The sequence below is a fragment of the Kaistia sp. UC242_56 genome (assembly GCF_044452255.1).
GTDB classification, from domain to species: Bacteria; Pseudomonadota; Alphaproteobacteria; order Rhizobiales; family Kaistiaceae; genus Kaistia; species Kaistia defluvii_A.
This window is the reverse complement of sequence record NZ_JBIOAN010000002.1, coordinates 3,715,623-3,733,240: the sequence shown is the minus strand read 5'-3', so window position 1 is coordinate 3,733,240 and position 17,618 is coordinate 3,715,623. Positions and strand designations below refer to the sequence as shown.

Genomic DNA, 17,618 nt, shown 5'->3' with positions numbered 1-17,618 from the left:
CGACCGCGATCATGCACTAGGCGGCGGAGGATGCCGCACGCGCCTCGGTGCGCGGCCTGCAGCGATCTATGACTGGCGCCCGGACACAGCGCGTGCTCGCGCCGCGTGGGCGCCGCGCCTTGCCGAGCTCATCGGCGCAATCATCGGCGGCGCCACCTCACCGAGCAGACGCTGGCGCAATTCAGGCAAGGGGCTGGCCCTCGGTATGAGGCGTCACGCAGATCGTGAGAGGCCCCGAGCCCGTCTCGGATGGGTGTACCCGACCGGCTCAGCCTATGAGACATCAATTTCGTCTCATATGGATACCATTGACACTTATGAGACACTGTGAGAGAAAGGTCTAGAACCAAACGAGACAAATGGGGATTGATATGACCGTCTTCGGGTATGCGCGCGTCAGCACGACCGATCAGGATCTGTCGCTCCAAATCGACGCGCTGAAGGCGGCGGGTTGCGAGATCATCCGCTCAGAGAAGCGAAGCGGCACGTCGACGGCGGACCGGCAGGAACTCCGAACCCTCCTAGACTTCATCCGCACCGGCGACGTGCTCACAGTCACGCGCGTCGACCGTCTGGCCCGATCGGTTGCCGACCTTCAGGATATTGTCAGAGAGCTGCGAACGAAGGGCGCGGCGCTGCGGGCCACAGAGCAGCCGATCGACACCAGTACGGCCGCCGGCAAGGCATTTCTCGACATGCTGGGGGTGTTCGCAGAGTTCGAAACCAACCTTCGACGCGAACGCCAACTGGAGGGGATCGCCAAGGCCAAAGCCGAGGGCGTCTACAAGGGACGGCCGCGGAGCATCCAAGCCGATCAAATTGCGGCGCTTAAAGCGGAGGGGTTGGGCGCATCCGATATCGCAAAACGCCTGGGCATCGGCCGCGCAAGCGTTTACCGGCTTCTCTCATCCTGAAGAAAAGGGCGCCCAGGGGGCGCCCTAACCGTCGCAGGGATGCCCCTAGCAGTTGTCTATGGAGGTCAGTCCCAAGGTGACAAGACCTTCAGCGATGCTGAGAACGAAATCAGCTGGCCCCATCGTCTCAACAATCATGTAGGTTGACGAGGCCTCGTCCCGTATAACCTCGTACACTAGCTGCTTTTCGCCATCACGAAGTGGCCGGCTGGCGCAGGCGCGATCGATCAGTTCTTCGATCGGCGCCAGCAGCGAATGCTTTTGGCATATATCCATCATCAGGACCGGCGCGCCGCTGGCTACCTCCTGTTCTCGAAACAGGATGCAGAAGTTTGGGCGGGGCCGCGCCAACGCGAGCCACTCATTCCTCATGTTTGTCACGGCCGCGGGCTTTGACCGAACCCGCCTGCTGGGAGCGGCGGAGCTGACAGTATCTTGCGGTTGCATGGTTCATTCCTTTTTGATGTTGCAGTCCGGGCTTGGAATGCCAGCCATGCCGGCCGCCGCGGTTTTAGGTCCTCCGACCTTGGACATCCCGCAGCGCGCCCGGACGCAGCCTCCGTGATCAGTGGAGGCGGCATCACACATATCGGCAAAGCATCAAAAGCCCAAATCGAACCATGCAACATAGTTAATGTTGGAGTCAATCCAGTACAAACACGATTCACTCATGTCTTATTTGTCGGTCGACAAGTATCTACAAAACCGAAATGGAAATCTGCTTTGACAACTGGAAACTTTACGATAACGATCGAGCGGCGTAGACGGAGGAAAGGCTAATATGGCTCTCATAACCGAAGCAGAAGTTGCAGTAATTCTGCGATGCTCCAGGAGCAAGGTGAAACGCCTACGTCTGACCGGGCAGCTGATATATTTGGTAGGGAGGCCGGTTCTCGTCGATGAGGCAGACCTTCAGGCTTATATGGACGAGGTCAAGAGCCGAAAAGCGGCCCAAGAACCACCCAAGCCGGTCAAAATTGAGCCAACGCCGGAGCAGCTTCACCAGGAAGGCTTGAGGCAGGCCAGAATTAGAGCGCAGACTGTCTGGATGCGCCGGAAGATTAATTCAAAAGGAAAGTGAGCGCCGGCGTACGGTGCCACCCAACCCCAACCCAAATTCGAGCCGGACATCCCGTCCGCAGAATCCGTATCGGGCCGAAACGGCTGAAACGCTTCGTTACGGGAAATCCCGCACCGGCCGAACCACTTCCAAAACGGAAGCAGTTGCCAGACCGAAGCGCCGCCGAGGTCGGAATTTCGACCGCGAAACGCCTGATTTCCTCGCGGCGCATCAGCGGCCCGAAACCGCGGAAACCCGCCACTATTTGCCGATTTCCAACCCGATCCGTCATCGGCGCTCGCATGCTTGCGGCATCACCCAGAAACGGCAGAACTCTGCCCATAAGGGGCCGAATTCGCCGCCCGCCGGCACCGCCCCGCGTTCACTCAAAAACTCCGACAGGCTTTTCCGGAAACAGCTCGATTGGCGGCTTTTCTGGCTCCGCCGCCGGCTGGGCAGCGCCCACGCGAGCAGGTTGCTGACGGGGGCGCGCTCGGCGTGCAGTTGCCTTGGCAATCTCGGCTTGCAGTTCTTCGCCGGTTAACTCGGCAAGGTTCTTCCCTTCGAACTGCTGGACCCGGTCCGCGCGCTCGAGCAATCCGCCTATCTGAAGAAGGGTCCGTGCAGCGTTGCTCTGCGCCTGAGCCGGTGATTTCGGATCTTTGCAAACTCGAAGAGCGGTTTCGTAGGCAACCTCGATGCCCTCAGTCTTGGCGCGGCGGACGATTGCAGCGCGGCGCATCTGCTCATCGTCATCAAAATCGTCGTCGAACTCGCTCACGAGAATACCCCTTGATTGTCAGAGCTGCCGACCTGAAGCGCCTCGATCTCGGCGAGGCGCCGACGCGCGGCGGCAATCGCGCGCTCTAATGCTGTTGTTTCGGGATCCGCGGGGGGGCCGGCTCGAGCTGAGCAAACAGCTTTCGTGCTTCCGCATCCTGGCGTCGGCGCGCGCGATCGGTCGCGCGGGTGCCAGCAGATCCAGAGGGGTGCGACTTCTGCCAACGCTCATGCGCCGCGCGCTCTTCCGGCGACATGGTTGCCAGGCGCATGGCGCGCTTCTGCGCTGCCCGCTCCAGATCTTGCAGCTTTCGGGCGAGCTTGGCGTTGGCGTTCGGCGCGTTCTTGTCGGGCCAGACCGGACAGTGCCACTGGTCGCCCTTTGGCGTCCGGCCACCATGCAGATAGCACCGCCCATTCTCGAGTGCCTCGAGCTCGCAGGGCTGTCCGTCCCGCTTCCGCCGTGCTCCGCAGCGTTTGGCGGTGACCTTGGCGGCATTCATTCGGCGGCACTGCGCTCGAGCGATCAGCCGAAACTGAGGGGACTTGCGCCAGCGATCTAGCCGCGATGTTGCGCGGGCTTTCTTCATCGCAGCGCTCCCGGAGACAGGATGTGCTGAGGTATTGGCAATACCCGCTCAACTGCATTGATTGATCCCGGACGATTTGTCTCTGGAGTTCTAGATTCAATGGCCAATGCTGCGGGTGGTGGGAGTGGTGGCCTTATAAAGGGGGGGCCACCACTCCATCGCTTTACCGGGTGAGGTTCCACCGCTTTCCACCACCTTCCACCACTTGGCGTATCTCATTGATTTCATGAGAAAATTCCCTCCACCACTCGCCCCACCGCTTCGAAAGTCGAAGGCAACGACAAGTTGTCATTTTGGGGAGTGGTGGAGCCTGCTGCCACCGCTCTTGGTGACCAACAACCTCTGGCGGGCTTCACAACAAGCCGCTTCTTTTCAAGCTGCTTTAGCCTGCTGCGGACAGCATCTTCCGTAATTGCTCCACCGTTCCGGACAAAGTGTCCGACCAACTCGCTAAGCGTCGCCCCTCGCCAAAGCTTGCCGCGCGCTTCTTGAAGATCCTCCAAAACGTCGAGAACCTGCCGTTCTGCATCCGTGGCCGTTTCAACGCGGAGCGGCGCTTCGCTGAGCAAGCGAACGGTGCAGGACGTGATCGGCGCCCCGTCCTCGTCGACGCCAAGGCACACTACGTCGAGGGCAAACGGCGACAACCATGTCTCGTCTAGATCTCGCTGCTTGGTGACAGAGATCACCCCGTCGGCAACTTCAATTTCAGTATCGACTGCCGCGCGAAGCGATGAATGCCCTCGTGCACCTTTGGACCTGTCCTTGCCGGTATGGTGGACGATGAGCAGGTGCGCAGAGGTGACCGCTCGCACCTTGTCCAAATTTTTCACAAGGGCGCCCATGTCCGTTGATGAGTTTTCGTCTCCACCTGCCATGGCACGCGCGAGGGTGTCGATTACGATCAGGCCGGGCTGCTCGGGAAGGTCATGAAGTGTCGCGAGCAGCGGCTGTAGGTCGGCATCGGGGTGCAATAGGTCGACAGAGCTGACCAGCAATCGAAAGCGCTCGCCGGCATCTCCGTATTTGCTCACTAGGGCAGCAGCTCTCTTCCTGACGCCGCCGCCGCCTTCTGCAGCAATGTAGACGACTGGCAAACCCGCGGTCTTCATCCCGGCCCAAGGGGCACCACTCGCAATATGTTGTGCGAGATCCATCGCGACGAACGACTTTCCCACGTTGCTCTCGCCGAAAAGAACACTCATCGCGCCCTGATCAAGCAAGCCCTTGACCAGCGGTTTTGCGCTGATCGTGAGCGCATCGCGAGCGGCCGCGCCGATCGGAATGAGTTCGAAGCGCCGAAGTGAGGTTGCCTGATCTGACGCATCGGCGGGAAACAAGGGTTCAGCTTGAGCGCCGGCCTCGTACCACTTGTTTGCGACGTGCGATGGGGTCCGCGGATCACCGACCCGGCCCCAGGCACGCGCAAGTGATCGAGCGCTTAGTGTCTTTTCCTCGTTGGTCCAGCTCCACTTGGCGGCAGTAGTCGCAAAATCGGTTGCATCGAAATCATGGGTTGCGACGGCCGCGGCTAAAGATGCAAGGTAACCGGAGCCTGTAATATCTCCCCGGTCCTTCCCTTCGTCCCAAAGTGTCCGGAACTTGCCATCGCTGGCGTAGGCTCGGTTGAATTTCTCCGCCGTCTGGGCCGGCAAATCCTCGCCAGCTTGGCAGGCCTCCACCGCCCCCATATCGATCATAGTCAGCGCGTGCGCCACCGCTGCTTCGCGATCCTCGTAACTCGCAGCCGCAACAGGAGCCACAAACGCCGTAATTTCGTCTTGCTCGTAGGATCGGTCGGACTGCGTCACGATCCTGGCCTGACGCGGGATGCGGCCACGGCTGGCGCTTCTTCGCGTCGGGCAGGTTAATCGTGCCGGGCAGCCGCATTATCCGGTTGATGTCTTGGACAGCGTCGCCATCGATCATGTGCGCCAGGCCGCGGCCTTCTTGCTCCGCCCAGGTCTGATGATCGCTGGCAGCGAGCTTATTGCGCAGGCGCCAGAAGAACTGAAAGCCTCCGCCGCTGTCTAGGGTGATAGAAGGCGGCAGCGGCCCGTCCGCCAGGCCCGCGGCCACTGCTGCCACCTGCTCCCGAGCTGCGTCGAGGGTGACACCGTCGGCGGGGTCCAGATCGCCGCAGAGAAACCGCAGCGACGCAATATCGGTCTTGAGAAGCTTGGCGTTGGGAGCTCCCGGCCGAGGCTCATTGACGGACCAGTAGAGGTTAGCTCGCCCGTTGCGGTCGTGGATCCAGTCTTCCAGATCGCCCCAGCTCCCTGGCGGGAATGTCCGCGCCTGCAGCCCCCCTGTGTCAGGGTGGATCGAAACCAGGTTATGCCACCCCGTCGGGTCGACCGATCGAAGGAATTCCACCGCGTCTGCTACGCCAGCGCTTAGGGCGCGCGGCTCAAAACATTGCGATCCGACGCCATTTTCGAGTAAGCTGCTGGTGTTCATTGAATGACCTTCTAGCCAGGCACCGCTGCAACGGTGCCTGGCCTTTCCATTTTCAGGGACGGGTGTTGTCGACCACCAGACGCAGGTGCGTCCTGCGGACTGCGGCGCGCGCTGCCTGGGGCACTGGACGATCTGCCAGCAGCTTCGCTACGCTCTGAGCGGTCACAGCCTGCCGACCGTTGATGACGCCAGGTTCAAGCGGACCGTACGCGCGTAGGGTCCTGACCCAAGAAACCGACTTTCCGATGAGTGTTGCGGCCTGTTCGAGCGTCAACAGGTCAGGCTGCGTGTCGTTGGTCGTGAGCATTTCCGCCTCCAGTGCGAATGTGGACGCCTAACGGTGGATCGGCTGAGCGTGCGAAATAAGCGGGGCTTAGGCTGTGCCGTTACGCACCGGCGGACCGTCGCCGGCGCTCCATGGCCAAGATTTCAATGTGCCCGTTTACGATCACTAACTCGTCATGGGGCTCGAGCTCACGGATGGGCTTGTTCCCGAAATGCTCTTCAAGTTCGCTGTATCGGTCGAGCAATTGGCCTGAGGAGCACAGGCGATGGATCGCGACATACATTGGCATCAAACGGTATTTGGGCGAGCGCTTGATTTCGTGCCAAATTGTGTCCGCAATTTTCACGCGGTCGCGCATTCTCAAAGCTAGGATACGCCAGGCGCCGGTTTCGATCGCCCCAAGAGCACGCATCGCACTTGCAACGGTGTTCGCCGCGTTGCGGATATCGTAGGGCCGGACGCCGTGGCCTCGATCCTTGGTAGGAATTCCCCTACTCAAAGCTAGAGCTGTCACGCGTCTTTTGCCGCGGCCAAGGGCGAAGTGCGTTCCCGCAATAACTTCGGAAACCACTTTCCTGCTCGGCTTCCAGCCCTGGACAGCGCGCTGAGGCCGGCGCCTTTGGAGCTTCAGCCTCTGCAGCTCGAATTCAAGTGAAGCGGCATAGTGGATGTCGGCGACTTTATCATTCACCAGCTTCTCGATCACAGCGCTCGCAAGCTCGTGTTCGTTAGCGCCAGCGTCACGGAGGCTCTGGCGGATCGCGATCGTCCAGAACTTTTTCGATGCCTCATGGCGCAGCGCGGCGCGCCGGGCCCGTGCCTCGTCGTCCGTAGCAATTTCCGTCAGTGGTACCGGGGGTGGAAGGCATTCCGGCCATTCGTCATCAACCAGATCCACGTATTCGAACAGCCAACAACAGAACGCCAGGAAGCTTTCGGGATGAGGCTCGCGGGTTTTGCTCATCGGGCGCCCCCAACATGCCGGTACCCGCTCCGACGGGTGCCCATCAAGCTACGAGCTCCATCAATTGAGGCGTCGAAGGAACTAAGGTTCGCCGTCCGTGTGGGGCGAAGATGACGCCGCGGCGGGGCCGCCAGACGCGGGCGGAATACTCGTTGAAAGAGCTCAATTCGACACCTCGACACACTGGTCGAGGAAAGCCTCGAGGTCACGCCGGCGCACCAACGTCCGGCCGCCAACTTTCGCCTTGGGGAGGCGGCCATCCTTCAAAAGACGCCACAGCCCAGCTCGGGAAATCCGCAGGTGATAGGCGGCCTCGTCGATCGAAAGCGCCGCGCTAGGGCTGTCGAAGTTCATCTCTGCACGCATCATGATGCTCCGTCGTGTTGATTGGAGCTTGATGATGCAGAGCGCGTTGGCCTCGAAAAAGGTCGAATGCGGTGGCCTTTCGAGGCCAAGTCCTAGACGTCACCCGTTGGCGGTTTCTGCGGCGTTGCTGGTTCTTCAGCGCATGTCAGATCTTCGAACCAGATCGACGCCGGGTCGACCTTTCGATACGAATTCCGAACGCTCTTCGACTCCATCAGGGATCCATCTGCGCCGATGATCGGAGGCTCTCGTTTGGCAAGAATCGCTGGCGCCTTCCGAAAAGCATCCGTCTCGCTCTGCGCCCGACTTTTACCCGCCTCCACGCCCTCGCGAATAAGGTCCTGAACCGTGTGGTAGATGGCCCGTCGTCGGACCAACTCACGGGGGCGCCCCCGCGGCAAGGCCGCCTCAATATCAGCATCGAGAATGTAAAGGATGAAAAGGCCCGTGGGGGTTCGTCGCTCGATCGCGCGCCACACATTTGCGGGGCTAAGCCCCATGTCGGCGCAGAGCGCGTGCACCAGATCTTTAGCCTGGGCCCGCGAACCAATCTGCTGTTGGCTTGCCCATTGAGTGTGAAGCCGTCCGCGTAGTCGCCGGCGTGCTTCCGCACCTAGCGTTGTCGTTTTAGCCATCGCGACCCGTTTCCTCGGAAAACTAAAGTGCCCGCAAGAGCAGCATGCGACTAAGGGAGTGCCATGTGAAGCGGCGACGGTATTTCTGGCGGTATGCTCACAAACCATGATCGGCCATCATGTTGAGAAAACAAACAATATTGCCGACGGTGCTGGTTCTGGTGGGCCACCAACTCGTCCCTCGGCTTATCTTCCGGTCCGAAGGCGTCCAAACTCCTCAATGAAATCAATGAGTTTTGGACTGCATGATGCGCTGACGGACCTTTCCGCCTGCCGCTTTGTTGGTATGGCTGTTGGTATCAAATCTACGGGCGCCATCCGTACCAACACATCAGCAGATGCAGGGACCGCTCCTCAGTCGTCGCCTACCAGGGGATCGCGCTGGGTGATCAGGCGGGCGCTGCGGCTGCCGGTGGTGTGGATCCACAGCCAGGACAGTGCGACGGCGAGGCGGTTGCGCACGCCGATCAGGAAGAAGATGTGGGCAAGGCCCCACATCCACCAGGCGAAGCCGCCCTTGAAACGGATCCAGCCGAAATCGACCACCGCCGCCTTGCGGCCGATGGTGGCGAGATTGCCCTGGTCGCGATAGCGGAAGGGACGCGGCGTCCGGTCGCCGGCAAGCCGCGCCAGCAGCGTCGCGCCGACATGGCGCCCCTGCTGCTTGGCGGCCGGCGCCACGCCCGGCACCGGCTTGCCCTCCGACATCACCATCGCCGTGTCGCCGATAACGAAGACGTCGGGATCACCGGGAAGGCTCAGATCGGGCTCGACCTTGACCCGGCCGGCGCGATCGGCCGGCGGCACGCCGAGCCAGGTCGCGGCGGGCGAGGCCTGCACGCCGGCGGCCCAGATCACCGTCTCGGCGGCAAGGACCGTGTCGCCGATCGAGACCTCGCCGGCCGCCATGCCGGAGACCGGGTGTCCGGTCCTAATCTCGACGCCGAGCTTTTCCAGCGCCCTGGCGGCATAGTCGGAGAGCTCCGGCCGGAACGCCGCCAGCACGCGCGGTCCCCCCTCGACCAGCAGCACGCGGGCGCTCGCCGGATCGAAATTGCGGAAATCGCCGGGCAGCGTGCGGTGCGCCAGTTCGGCGATCGTGCCGGCCAGTTCGACTCCGGTGGGGCCGCCACCGACGATCACGAAGGTGAGCCAGGCGGCGCGCCGCGCCGGATCCGGCTCGCGCTCGGCCCGCTCGAACGCCGTCAGGATGCGCCGGCGCAGGGTCGTGGCATCCTCCAGCGTCTTCAGGCCCGGCGCCAGGGGCTCCCATTCGTCATGGCCGAAATAGGCGTGGCGCGCGCCGGTCGCGACCACCAGCTGGTCGAAGGGCAGTATGGCGCCATCCTCGAGCTCGACGTTGCGGGCCTGCCGGTCGACGCCGACCACCTTGCCCAGCACGACCTCGATATTCTTGTAGCGCCGCAGCAGGTGGCGGATCGGCCAGGCGATCTCGGAGGTCGAGAGCAGTGCCGTCGCCACCTGGTAGAGCAGGGGCTGGAACAGATGGTGGTTGCGCTGGTCGACGACGGTGACGCGGGCGGCGCTGCTGCCCAGGCGCATGGCTGTCTCCAGCCCGCCAAAGCCGCCGCCAATCACGACAATCCGGTTCGAAGGCTCGGTCATTCGTCCGTCCTTTGTTGCCTTGGTGACGATCATCATCTCGCCAACAGGTGGTCGCAGTCCCGTCGCAATGCCAACCTATTCAACAACCTATCGTAGTGCCTGCCAATCGAGACGAAGGAAACCGCGACCATGCGCACCATCAACTTCCGCACCGCCATCCTGGCTTCTACCCTGCTCGCGGTGTTCGCGGCCCCCGCGCTGGCGCAGTCGGCGCCGCAGCCGCCGACGCTCACCGTCTTTGCCGATGGCAGCGCCACCGCCGCGCCCGACATCGCCATCGTGACGCTCGGCGTCATTTCGGAATCGCCGACCGCCAAGGACGCGCTGGCCGCCAACGCCACCGACATGAACGCCGTGATCGCGGCGATCACCGGCGCCGGCATCGCCACCAAGGACATCGCCACCAGCGGGCTGTCGGTCAATCCGGTCTATTCCGACCCGTCCAAGGACCCGAACGGCCAGGCGCAGGTCACCGGCTACCGCGTGCAGAACCAGGTGACGGTCAAGATCCGCGATCTCGCCCAGTCCGGCCCGCTGCTCGACAAGGTCGTCTCGGCCGGCGCCAACCGCGTTACCGGCATCGATTTCGACATCGACAAGGCGACCTCGCTGCGCGACGCCGCGATGAAGGCGGCGATCACCGAAGCGCGCCGCCGCGCCGAACTGATGGCGGAAGCGGCGGGCGTCAAGCTCGGCGAGATCCAGTCGATCCAGACCAGCGATGGCGGCGGCGTGCCGATCTTCCGCGCGCAGATGGCGATGAAGGCCGATTCGTCGACCCCGGTGATGGGTGGCGAGCAGCAGATCACCGCCAACGCGACGATCGTCTACCAGATCTCGCCGCGCTGACCCCCTGCGCCTGACATCTGACGCCTGACGAAATGGCGGCCTTTCCCTCAGGGGAGGGCCGCCCCCGTCGGCACGGCTAAGCGACATCCTCGACGGCCTGGCCCGTCGGGGCCGGCGCGAGTACGGAAATCGCTCCGGGCACGCTTTCGAATACCAGTGGCGTCTGCATCCGCGTCAGCTCTCCATCGACCGAGAGCCAGACCCGGGACCGGTGGCTGGTGATCGTGGCATGGCTGACCGCTAGCGAGTTGATTTCCGGATTGTCGCGCCAGCGCCCGGACAGAAGGTCCAGCCCCGCCTGCATCCGGCTTGCCATCTCAGCGCCTTCCGCGAAATGGATCTCGATCACGCCCTCGTCGAGCCGCGGGCGATCGAAGCCCCCGGTGGAGAGGCGGTTGTTGGTGACCAGCAGCGCATAGGCGGCGATCTCGCGCTCGCCCTGCGGCGTCTCCAGCTTCAATTGCAGGATGCCGGCGCGGGTAAACGCCCGGAACGACGAGCGCGCCACGGCGATGAAGCGTCCGAAGGGCAGGCTGAGGCCGCGGAACTGCGCCCGCCCGCGCGCCACCTCGGCGAAGAAGCCGAGCCCCGCGAGCGAATGGAACAGCCGGCCGTTGACGGAGGAGAGATCGATCCGGCTCGGGCTGGCATCGGCCAGCGCCACCAGCGCGGCGTCGAGATCCGTCGGCATGCCGAGGCTCTTGGCGAACAAATTCATCGTGCCGAGCGGCAGGACGCCCAGCGTGCGCTCGGTGCCGGCGATCTTGCGGATGGCGTGCCCGACCGAGCCGTCACCGCCGCCGACCACGACGGTCTGAGGACCCGACTTGGCGGCGTCGTCGATCGCCCGCATGAAGTCGTCGCCTTCGGCGAGCACCACCTCGGCCGAATGGCCGCGCTCGGTGAAGGTGCGCTCGACCGCGGCACGGATCTCGGCCGGATCCCGATCATGGATCGTTCCGGCCTTGGCATTCAGGATAACGATGGTATCGACCACTATGGGCTCCCCCGCGACGCCTCAAGGTGGCGACGCCGACGGGGCAACGCAAGCCGTCCCGGAACGATCCGTGCGCGGCGATCGAAACCGGCTTCCTAGCGGGTCTGCAGCGGGACCGGCGTCGGGCGCGCTTCGGAGAGGGCGGGCTCGCCCTTGCGCGCGCGCATCAGATTGACGAAGCGCGTGAACAGATAGTGGCTGTCCTGCGGGCCCGGGGAGGCTTCCGGATGGTACTGCACCGAGAAGATCGGCTTGTCCTTGACGCGCAGGCCGCAATTCGAGCCGTCGAACAGCGAGACATGCGTCTCCTCGACGGTGTCGGGAAGCGAGCCGGCATCGACGGCGAAGCCGTGGTTCATCGAGGTGATCTCGACCTTGCCGGTGGTGCGGTCCTGGACCGGATGGTTGGCGCCGTGATGGCCCTGGTGCATCTTCTTGGTCTCGCCGCCGAGCGCGATGCCGAGCATCTGGTGGCCGAGGCAGATGCCGAACAGCGGCACGTCCGCCGCGATCACTTCCTTGATCGCCGGCACGGCATATTCACCCGTCGCGGCCGGGTCGCCCGGGCCGTTCGACAGGAAGACGCCATCCGGCTTGTGCGCCAGGATTTCCTCGCCGGTCGCCGTCGCCGGCAGCACGGTCACGTCGCAGCCGGCATCCGCCAGCAGGCGCAGGATGTTGCGCTTGATGCCATAGTCGACGGCGACGACCTTGTGGACCGGGTTTTCCTCGCGGCCGAAGCCCTTGTTCCAGACCCAGGTCGTCTCGTCCCAGCGGAAGCTCTGCCCGGTGGTGACGTCCTTGGCGAGGTCCATGCCTTCGAGGCCCGGCCAGGCGGCCGCTTCCTGGGCGAGCGCCTGCCGGTCGAAGGCGCCGTCCGGCGCATGGGCGATAACGGCGTTCGGCATGCCCTTCTCGCGGATCAGCGAGGTCAGCGCGCGCGTGTCGACGCCGGCGATGCCGACGATGCCGCGCGACTTCAGCCACTGGTCGAAATTCTTCAGCGCGCGGTAGTTGGACGGATCGGTGATGTCGGTCTTGATCACGCAGCCGCGCACGCCCGACGCCGAGGCCATGTTGATGGTCTCGATATCCTCGTCATTGGTGCCGACATTGCCGATATGCGGGAAGGTGAAGGTGATGATCTGCCCGGCATAGGACGGGTCGGTCAGGATTTCCTGATAGCCGGTCATCGCCGTGTTGAAGCAGACTTCGCCGACCGCGTGGCCCACCGCGCCGATGCCTCGGCCCTCGATCACGGTGCCGTCGGCGAGGATCAGAAGCGCCGTCGGCTTTGGCTCAGCCCAGACGTTCTCGTCCGCGATCGTGTCGGTCAGCATTGTGTCGGCCATGGTCTACCTGCGGGTCTCGAGATGGGGCGCCAAGCTCGTGCCGACAAGCTCATGCCGCACAAAAACGCGGCGGATCCCGTGGATCCTCCGCCTCGCGCCCATTTGCCGGGAAACTAGGCCAAGAGGCCCCACCCGTCAACCCGAAGCCGAAAATACAAAAGTCATAGATTTCAATATGTTAGCATTGATGTGCTTGAAGGACGCGCCAAGCTTCTCTATGGTGCGGCAGCGTTCAAGGAGATTGACGATGCGCGACACCATCACCGCAGCCCTGAAAGCGGCAACGCTGGCCCAGGACAAGAGGCGCACCGGCACGCTTCGCCTGATCATGGCCGCGATCAAGGATCGCGACATCGTCGCCCGCACCGCCGGCGCCGGCACGGCCAGCGACGTCGAACTGATCGACCTGCTCGCCAAGATGGTCAAGCAGCGGCTGGAATCGGCCAAGATCTACGAGGACAATGGCCGTCCCGAGCTCGCCGCGCAGGAGCGCGAGGAAATCGCCATCATCGAGGAATACCTGCCCAAGCAGCTGAGCGAGGAAGAGGCCAAGGCCGCGATCGCCGCCATCGTCGTCGAGACGGGCGCCAGCGGCATCCGTGACATGAACAAGGTGATGTCCGAGCTGAAGGCCCGCTATGCCGGGCAGATGGACTTCTCCAAGGCGAGCGCCGCCGTCAAGGCAGCCCTTTCCAGCTAGGAACGACCATGGAACTGCCGCCCGCCCTCCGCGACGCTGTCGACGCGGCGCTCGAGGGCGCCTCGACGGCGGCCCTTGCCGAAGCCTCGGCGATGCTCTCGCAGCGCTATCGCAGCGAGCTTCGCGATGGCCGGTTCCACGTCTCCGAGGACGATGCCGCGCGCGCCTATCTGGCGGCGCGGCTGCCCGCCACCTTCGCCGCCGTCCGCGCCGCGATGGGGGAAGCGGAACTTCAGATGTCGGGCTTCCGGCCCAAATCGCTGCTCGACCTCGGCGCCGGGCCCGGCACCGCCATGTGGGCGGCGCGCGACGCCTGGCCTTCGATCGACGACACGCTGATGATCGAGGGCAGCCCGACCATGCGGCGCTGGGGCGAAAGGCTCGCCGCCTCCGCCGCGCCGTTTCGGCGCGAATGGCGCGCGGCGGATTTTTCCAAGGGCAGGCTCGCGGTCGAGACGCATGATCTCGTCACCATCGCCTATGTGCTGGACGAACTGGAGCTCGACGCCCGCGCGGCGCTGATCGAGGCGGCGTGGCAGGCGACAGGCTCGCTGCTGCTGATCGTCGAGCCCGGCACGCCGGCCGGCTGGCAGCGCATCCTGGACACACGGACGCAATTGCTGGGCCTCGGCGCGAACATCGTCGCGCCCTGCGCGCATCAGGCGCCGTGCCCGATCGTTTCGCCCGACTGGTGCCACTTCTCCCGCCGCGTGGCGCGGACGAAGATCCATCTGCGCAGCAAGGGCGCGGTGGTGCCTTTCGAGGACGAGAAGTTCATCTATCTGGCCGTCTCCAGGGCGCCGGTCGCCCGGGCCACGGGCCGCGTCCTGTCGCCGCCCCGCGCCGGCAGCGGCAAGGTCAGCCTGAAGCTCTGCCTCGCCTCCGGCGCGGCCGAGACGCGGCTGATCACCAAGCGCGATGGCGCGCTGTTCAAGGCCGCCCGCCGCATCGACTGGGGCGACGCGCTCGAGGTCTAGCGGGCAGGGGCGTTTCTTCTGCCCCTCCTTGCGCCGCCGCCCGACACGCAGAATTGCGGCCGGGGCGACCATCACCCCGCCAGCAACCCCTTCAGCTTCACAGAGCCATCCGCCAGCGCCGTCTTGTCCGGTGTCGCGCGCTTGGCGATGAGCATTTCGGCAAGGCGGACATCCCGGGCAATCTTGCCGTTCGGGCCGACCGCGCTCGCCGCGACCAGGCGGCCGTCGCTGGCCAGGTGGAAATCGAGCCGTGCCCCCTCGCCGAGATCGCGCGTCACCGTCTCGTGGCCCTCATCGGGGAGGCCGGCGATCTGGAGGGTGAGGTCATACTGATCCGACCAGAACCATGGCACGGCGTCATAGGCATCGCTGCCGCCGAGCATCGATTTCGCCGCCGCGTTGCCCTGGTCCTGCGCGTTGCGCCAGGCCTCCAGCCGCAGCCGCCGGCCGTCATAAAGCGGGTGCGGGAACGAGCAGCAGTCGCCCGCGGCAAAGATATCGGGATCGCTGGTCGCCAGTCGCTTGTCGGCGGCGATGCCGTTGTCGATCGCGAGCCCGGCCCGTTCGGCAAGGCTGGTCGCCGCCACCGCGCCGATGCCGGCGATTATGCCGTCGCAGACGATGCGTTCGCCGGTCGACAGCCGGATGGCGTGGCGCGCGCCCTCCGCCTCGATGCGCTCGATCCCGACGCCGGTCAGCAGCCGGACACCGGCGGTCGCGTGCCGGGCGGCGATGACGTCGGCGATGGCCCCCGGCACGGCGCGGGCGAGCAGGCGCGGCGCAAGCTCGATCAGCGTCACCGCGGCGCCGCGCGCGCGAGCCGCCGCCGCCAGTTCGAGGCCGATGAATCCGCCGCCGATGATGGCGATATGCGCGCCGGGGGCGAGGCGCGAACGCAGCGCGCGGGCTTCCTCGAAAGTGCGCAGATACAGCACGTTGTCCGGCCCCGCGCCGGCAACGGCAAGCTTTCGCGCCCGCGCGCCGGTGGCGAGCAGCAGCCGGTCGTAGCGCAGCCACCCGCCTCCGGCGAGCTCGACCGCATGCGCGGCGCGGTCGATGGCGGTGGCGGCGCGACCGCCGAGATGGCGGATGCCGTGTTCGTCGAGCCGATCGGGCGTCAGGATGAAGGCGGCCTCCGGCTCGGCCTCGTCGGTCAGCGCGGCCTTGGAGAGGGGCGGGCGCTCATAGGGGTGGTGCGCTTCCTCGCCGAGCAGGGTCACGTTGCCTTCGAAGCCGTTCTCGCGCAGCGCCATGGCCGCGCGCGCCCCGGCTTCGCCCGCGCCGATGACGAGGATGGTTTCCGCCTTCGTCATCGCCTCACGCCAGGCCGAGCAGGACTTTGCCGCCGTCCAGCTTGACCGGGTAGGTCTTGAGATTGAGGCAGACCGGCGCGCCCTTGGCCTGGCCGGTGCGGTAATCGAAGCGGCCATTGTGCTTGGGGCATTCGATGATGTGATCCATGACGAGGCCATCGGCCAGATGGATCCGCTCATGCGTGCAGAGCCCGTCGGTGGCGAAATATTCGTCGTCCGGCGAGCGGTAGATCGCATAGGTGTGGCCGGCATGATCGAAACGGATGACGTCCTCCGCATCGATCTCGTCGGCATCGCAGGCTTCGATCCAGGTCGTGGCGGCGGTGGTGGTCAATGCGGTGCTCCTCGGCTCTTTCGTCTTGGCGCCATCGCCCTACTGGAGAGGCGCAGATCAATCACAGTCATCATCCTGAGGTGCCCGGCGAAGCCGGGCCTCGAAGGAGGCTCCAGCGAACGCCTCCCGATATCGGCCATAAGGCGGGGACTGCTCAATTGCTTCAGCAATTGGGTGCTGTTTTGGACCCTCCTTCGAGGCTTCGCTGCGCGAAGCACCTCAGGATGATGGCTGAGGTGGGACGACCGGCCTGCACTCGGAAGTCCCCTAGGGCCTTCGCGAAATGGACTTGCTTGCCCTCTCACTCCGCCGGCACGAACTGCGTCCCATGATTGTAGGGCACGGCCTTATCCGGGTTGGGCAGCTGGCGCTTGACGAAGAACCCGGGCTCGCGGGTCTGGCGCAGCAGGGCCGGGATGATCTCGGCATAGGCTTCCCAGAGGCCGCTATAGGGCGTCGGGCAATCGTCCTTGATGGCGGCATGCAGCTTCGGCAGCGCGTGATAGGGCACCATCGGGAACATGTGATGTTCGACGTGGTAGTTCATGTTCAGATAGAGGAAGCGATAGACCGGGTTCATGTAGACGGTGCGGCTGTTCAGCCGGTGATCGAGCACGTCCTCGTCGAGGCCGGCATGCTGGGTCAGCCCGAAGATCACCGTGAAATAGCCGCCATATAGCGTCGGCAGGCCGATGAACATCGCCGGCAGGATCGAGCCGATGGCAACGCACCAGATCGCCACGGCGGCGAAGATCGCGAGGTACAGCCGCGCGATCCAGTAGACCTTGCCGCGCTCCATCTCCGGAATATAGGTCCGCTCCTCGTCGGTGAGCCTGCCGCCGGCATGTAGGAACAGCTTCTTGAAGGCGGCGTAGCTGCTCTGGATCGCGAACAGGTTCAGCAGGATGCCGAGGATATCCGGCGGGCGCGGCACGGCGATCTCGGGGTCGCGGCCGACGATGATCGTGTCCGTGTGGTGCCGCGTATGGCTCCAGCACCAGACGGTCGGCTCGCGCAAGATCATGAAGCAGGCGATGTGATAGACGACATCGTTCATCCAGCGCGTCTTGAAGGCGGTGCCGTGGCCGCATTCGTGCCAGCGGGAATCCGACGCCGAGCCGTAGAGGATGCCGTAGACGGCGAAGAAGGGGACCGCCCACCAGCTACCCCAGAAGTAGTAGCCGCCGAGACCGGTCAGGAAGAGCGCCGCGAACCAGATCGCCGTGTCCCGCAGCGCCGGGCCATCGGAGCGTTTCATCAGCTCCTTCAGCTGCTTGCGCGGGATCGGGCACTGATACCACTCCGCCGCTGCCAGGCCCATTTCCTCGGCCCGCCGGGTATCGCGTCCGACCAGCGAATAGTCGCGTAACACCGTTCCGGTGGTCATTCCGTTCCTCCGCCGCATCGCGCTTTTT

At 64.3% G+C, this 17,618-nt stretch carries 19 protein-coding genes; 5 read left to right on the top strand and 14 right to left on the bottom strand.

Going from position 1 to position 17,618, the window contains the following annotated elements:
• The first annotated feature begins 371 nt into the window (after positions 1-371).
• Positions 372-914 carry a recombinase family protein gene (locus ACHMWQ_RS20345; protein WP_396308857.1) on the top strand — a complete coding sequence of 181 codons (543 nt, stop codon included), beginning with the start codon at positions 372-374 and terminating at the stop codon, positions 912-914.
• Positions 915-959: 45 nt separating this feature from the next.
• On the opposite strand, the gene ACHMWQ_RS20340 is transcribed toward ACHMWQ_RS20345, so the two are convergent.
• On the bottom strand, positions 960-1,361 hold the full coding sequence (locus ACHMWQ_RS20340; RefSeq protein WP_396308856.1) for a hypothetical protein: 402 nt from the start codon (positions 1,359-1,361) through the stop codon (positions 960-962).
• Between the two features lie 334 nt (positions 1,362-1,695).
• On the opposite strand from ACHMWQ_RS20340, the gene ACHMWQ_RS20335 reads away from it, so the two are divergent.
• On the top strand, positions 1,696-1,995 hold the full coding sequence (locus ACHMWQ_RS20335) for a helix-turn-helix domain-containing protein (protein WP_396308855.1): 300 nt from the start codon (positions 1,696-1,698) through the stop codon (positions 1,993-1,995).
• A gap of 361 nt (positions 1,996-2,356) precedes the next feature.
• Here ACHMWQ_RS20335 and ACHMWQ_RS20330 read toward each other — a convergent pair whose 3' ends face one another.
• The 8 genes from ACHMWQ_RS20330 to ACHMWQ_RS20295 form a co-directional block, all read right to left on the bottom strand.
• Positions 2,357-2,755: a hypothetical protein gene (locus ACHMWQ_RS20330; RefSeq protein WP_396308854.1), complete on the bottom strand. Its 399-nt coding sequence runs from the start codon at positions 2,753-2,755 to the stop codon at positions 2,357-2,359.
• 85 nt (positions 2,756-2,840) lie between these two features.
• A complete protein-coding gene (locus tag ACHMWQ_RS20325) occupies positions 2,841-3,344 on the bottom strand; it encodes a hypothetical protein (RefSeq protein ID WP_396308853.1) in 504 nt (167 codons plus the stop codon).
• A 224-nt stretch (positions 3,345-3,568) separates the two neighbouring features.
• The gene (locus ACHMWQ_RS20320; protein WP_396308852.1) at positions 3,569-5,155 is read right to left on the bottom strand and encodes a helicase RepA family protein; all 1,587 of its coding nucleotides are present in this window, start codon (positions 5,153-5,155) and stop codon (positions 3,569-3,571) included.
• A gap of 701 nt (positions 5,156-5,856) precedes the next feature.
• Positions 5,857-6,111 (bottom strand): hypothetical protein, encoded by a 255-nt coding sequence (locus ACHMWQ_RS20315; protein ID WP_396308851.1) that lies wholly within the window; start codon positions 6,109-6,111, stop codon positions 5,857-5,859.
• A 79-nt stretch (positions 6,112-6,190) separates the two neighbouring features.
• The gene (locus tag ACHMWQ_RS20310) at positions 6,191-7,054 is read right to left on the bottom strand and encodes a hypothetical protein (protein WP_396308850.1); all 864 of its coding nucleotides are present in this window, start codon (positions 7,052-7,054) and stop codon (positions 6,191-6,193) included.
• A 162-nt stretch (positions 7,055-7,216) separates the two neighbouring features.
• Complete coding sequence (locus ACHMWQ_RS20305) at positions 7,217-7,423, bottom strand: helix-turn-helix domain-containing protein (RefSeq protein WP_396308849.1); 207 nt, start codon at positions 7,421-7,423, stop codon at positions 7,217-7,219.
• Positions 7,424-7,512: 89 nt separating this feature from the next.
• Complete coding sequence (locus tag ACHMWQ_RS20300; protein WP_396308848.1) at positions 7,513-8,055, bottom strand: hypothetical protein; 543 nt, start codon at positions 8,053-8,055, stop codon at positions 7,513-7,515.
• A gap of 354 nt (positions 8,056-8,409) precedes the next feature.
• Entirely contained in the window at positions 8,410-9,681 is a 1,272-nt protein-coding gene (locus ACHMWQ_RS20295; protein ID WP_396308847.1) for an NAD(P)/FAD-dependent oxidoreductase, read from the bottom strand.
• A gap of 129 nt (positions 9,682-9,810) precedes the next feature.
• Between ACHMWQ_RS20295 and ACHMWQ_RS20290 the strand changes: the two genes are divergently transcribed.
• Positions 9,811-10,530 (top strand): SIMPL domain-containing protein, encoded by a 720-nt coding sequence (locus ACHMWQ_RS20290; protein WP_354550535.1) that lies wholly within the window; start codon positions 9,811-9,813, stop codon positions 10,528-10,530.
• A gap of 76 nt (positions 10,531-10,606) precedes the next feature.
• Here ACHMWQ_RS20290 and ACHMWQ_RS20285 read toward each other — a convergent pair whose 3' ends face one another.
• On the bottom strand, positions 10,607-11,527 hold the full coding sequence (locus tag ACHMWQ_RS20285; RefSeq protein ID WP_396308846.1) for a diacylglycerol kinase family protein: 921 nt from the start codon (positions 11,525-11,527) through the stop codon (positions 10,607-10,609).
• Between the two features lie 95 nt (positions 11,528-11,622).
• On the bottom strand, positions 11,623-12,879 hold the full coding sequence (carA, locus tag ACHMWQ_RS20280; protein WP_396308845.1) for a glutamine-hydrolyzing carbamoyl-phosphate synthase small subunit: 1,257 nt from the start codon (positions 12,877-12,879) through the stop codon (positions 11,623-11,625).
• A gap of 247 nt (positions 12,880-13,126) precedes the next feature.
• Between carA and ACHMWQ_RS20275 the strand changes: the two genes are divergently transcribed.
• A complete protein-coding gene (locus tag ACHMWQ_RS20275; RefSeq protein ID WP_396308844.1) occupies positions 13,127-13,579 on the top strand; it encodes a GatB/YqeY domain-containing protein in 453 nt (150 codons plus the stop codon).
• Positions 13,580-13,587: 8 nt separating this feature from the next.
• Entirely contained in the window at positions 13,588-14,556 is a 969-nt protein-coding gene (locus ACHMWQ_RS20270; protein ID WP_396308843.1) for a small ribosomal subunit Rsm22 family protein, read from the top strand.
• A gap of 71 nt (positions 14,557-14,627) precedes the next feature.
• Here the strand turns inward: ACHMWQ_RS20270 and ACHMWQ_RS20265 are convergent, their stop codons facing one another.
• The 3 genes from ACHMWQ_RS20265 to ACHMWQ_RS20255 all read right to left on the bottom strand — a co-directional run bounded on the left by ACHMWQ_RS20265 (position 14,628) and on the right by ACHMWQ_RS20255 (position 17,590).
• Positions 14,628-15,869 carry an NAD(P)/FAD-dependent oxidoreductase gene (locus ACHMWQ_RS20265; RefSeq protein ID WP_396308842.1) on the bottom strand — a complete coding sequence of 414 codons (1,242 nt, stop codon included), beginning with the start codon at positions 15,867-15,869 and terminating at the stop codon, positions 14,628-14,630.
• 4 nt (positions 15,870-15,873) lie between these two features.
• Positions 15,874-16,203, bottom strand: coding sequence for a MocE family 2Fe-2S type ferredoxin (locus ACHMWQ_RS20260; protein ID WP_396308841.1), 330 nt, complete (start codon positions 16,201-16,203; stop codon positions 15,874-15,876).
• A 301-nt stretch (positions 16,204-16,504) separates the two neighbouring features.
• Entirely contained in the window at positions 16,505-17,590 is a 1,086-nt protein-coding gene (locus ACHMWQ_RS20255) for a fatty acid desaturase family protein (RefSeq protein ID WP_396308840.1), read from the bottom strand.
• Positions 17,591-17,618: the final 28 nt, after the last annotated feature.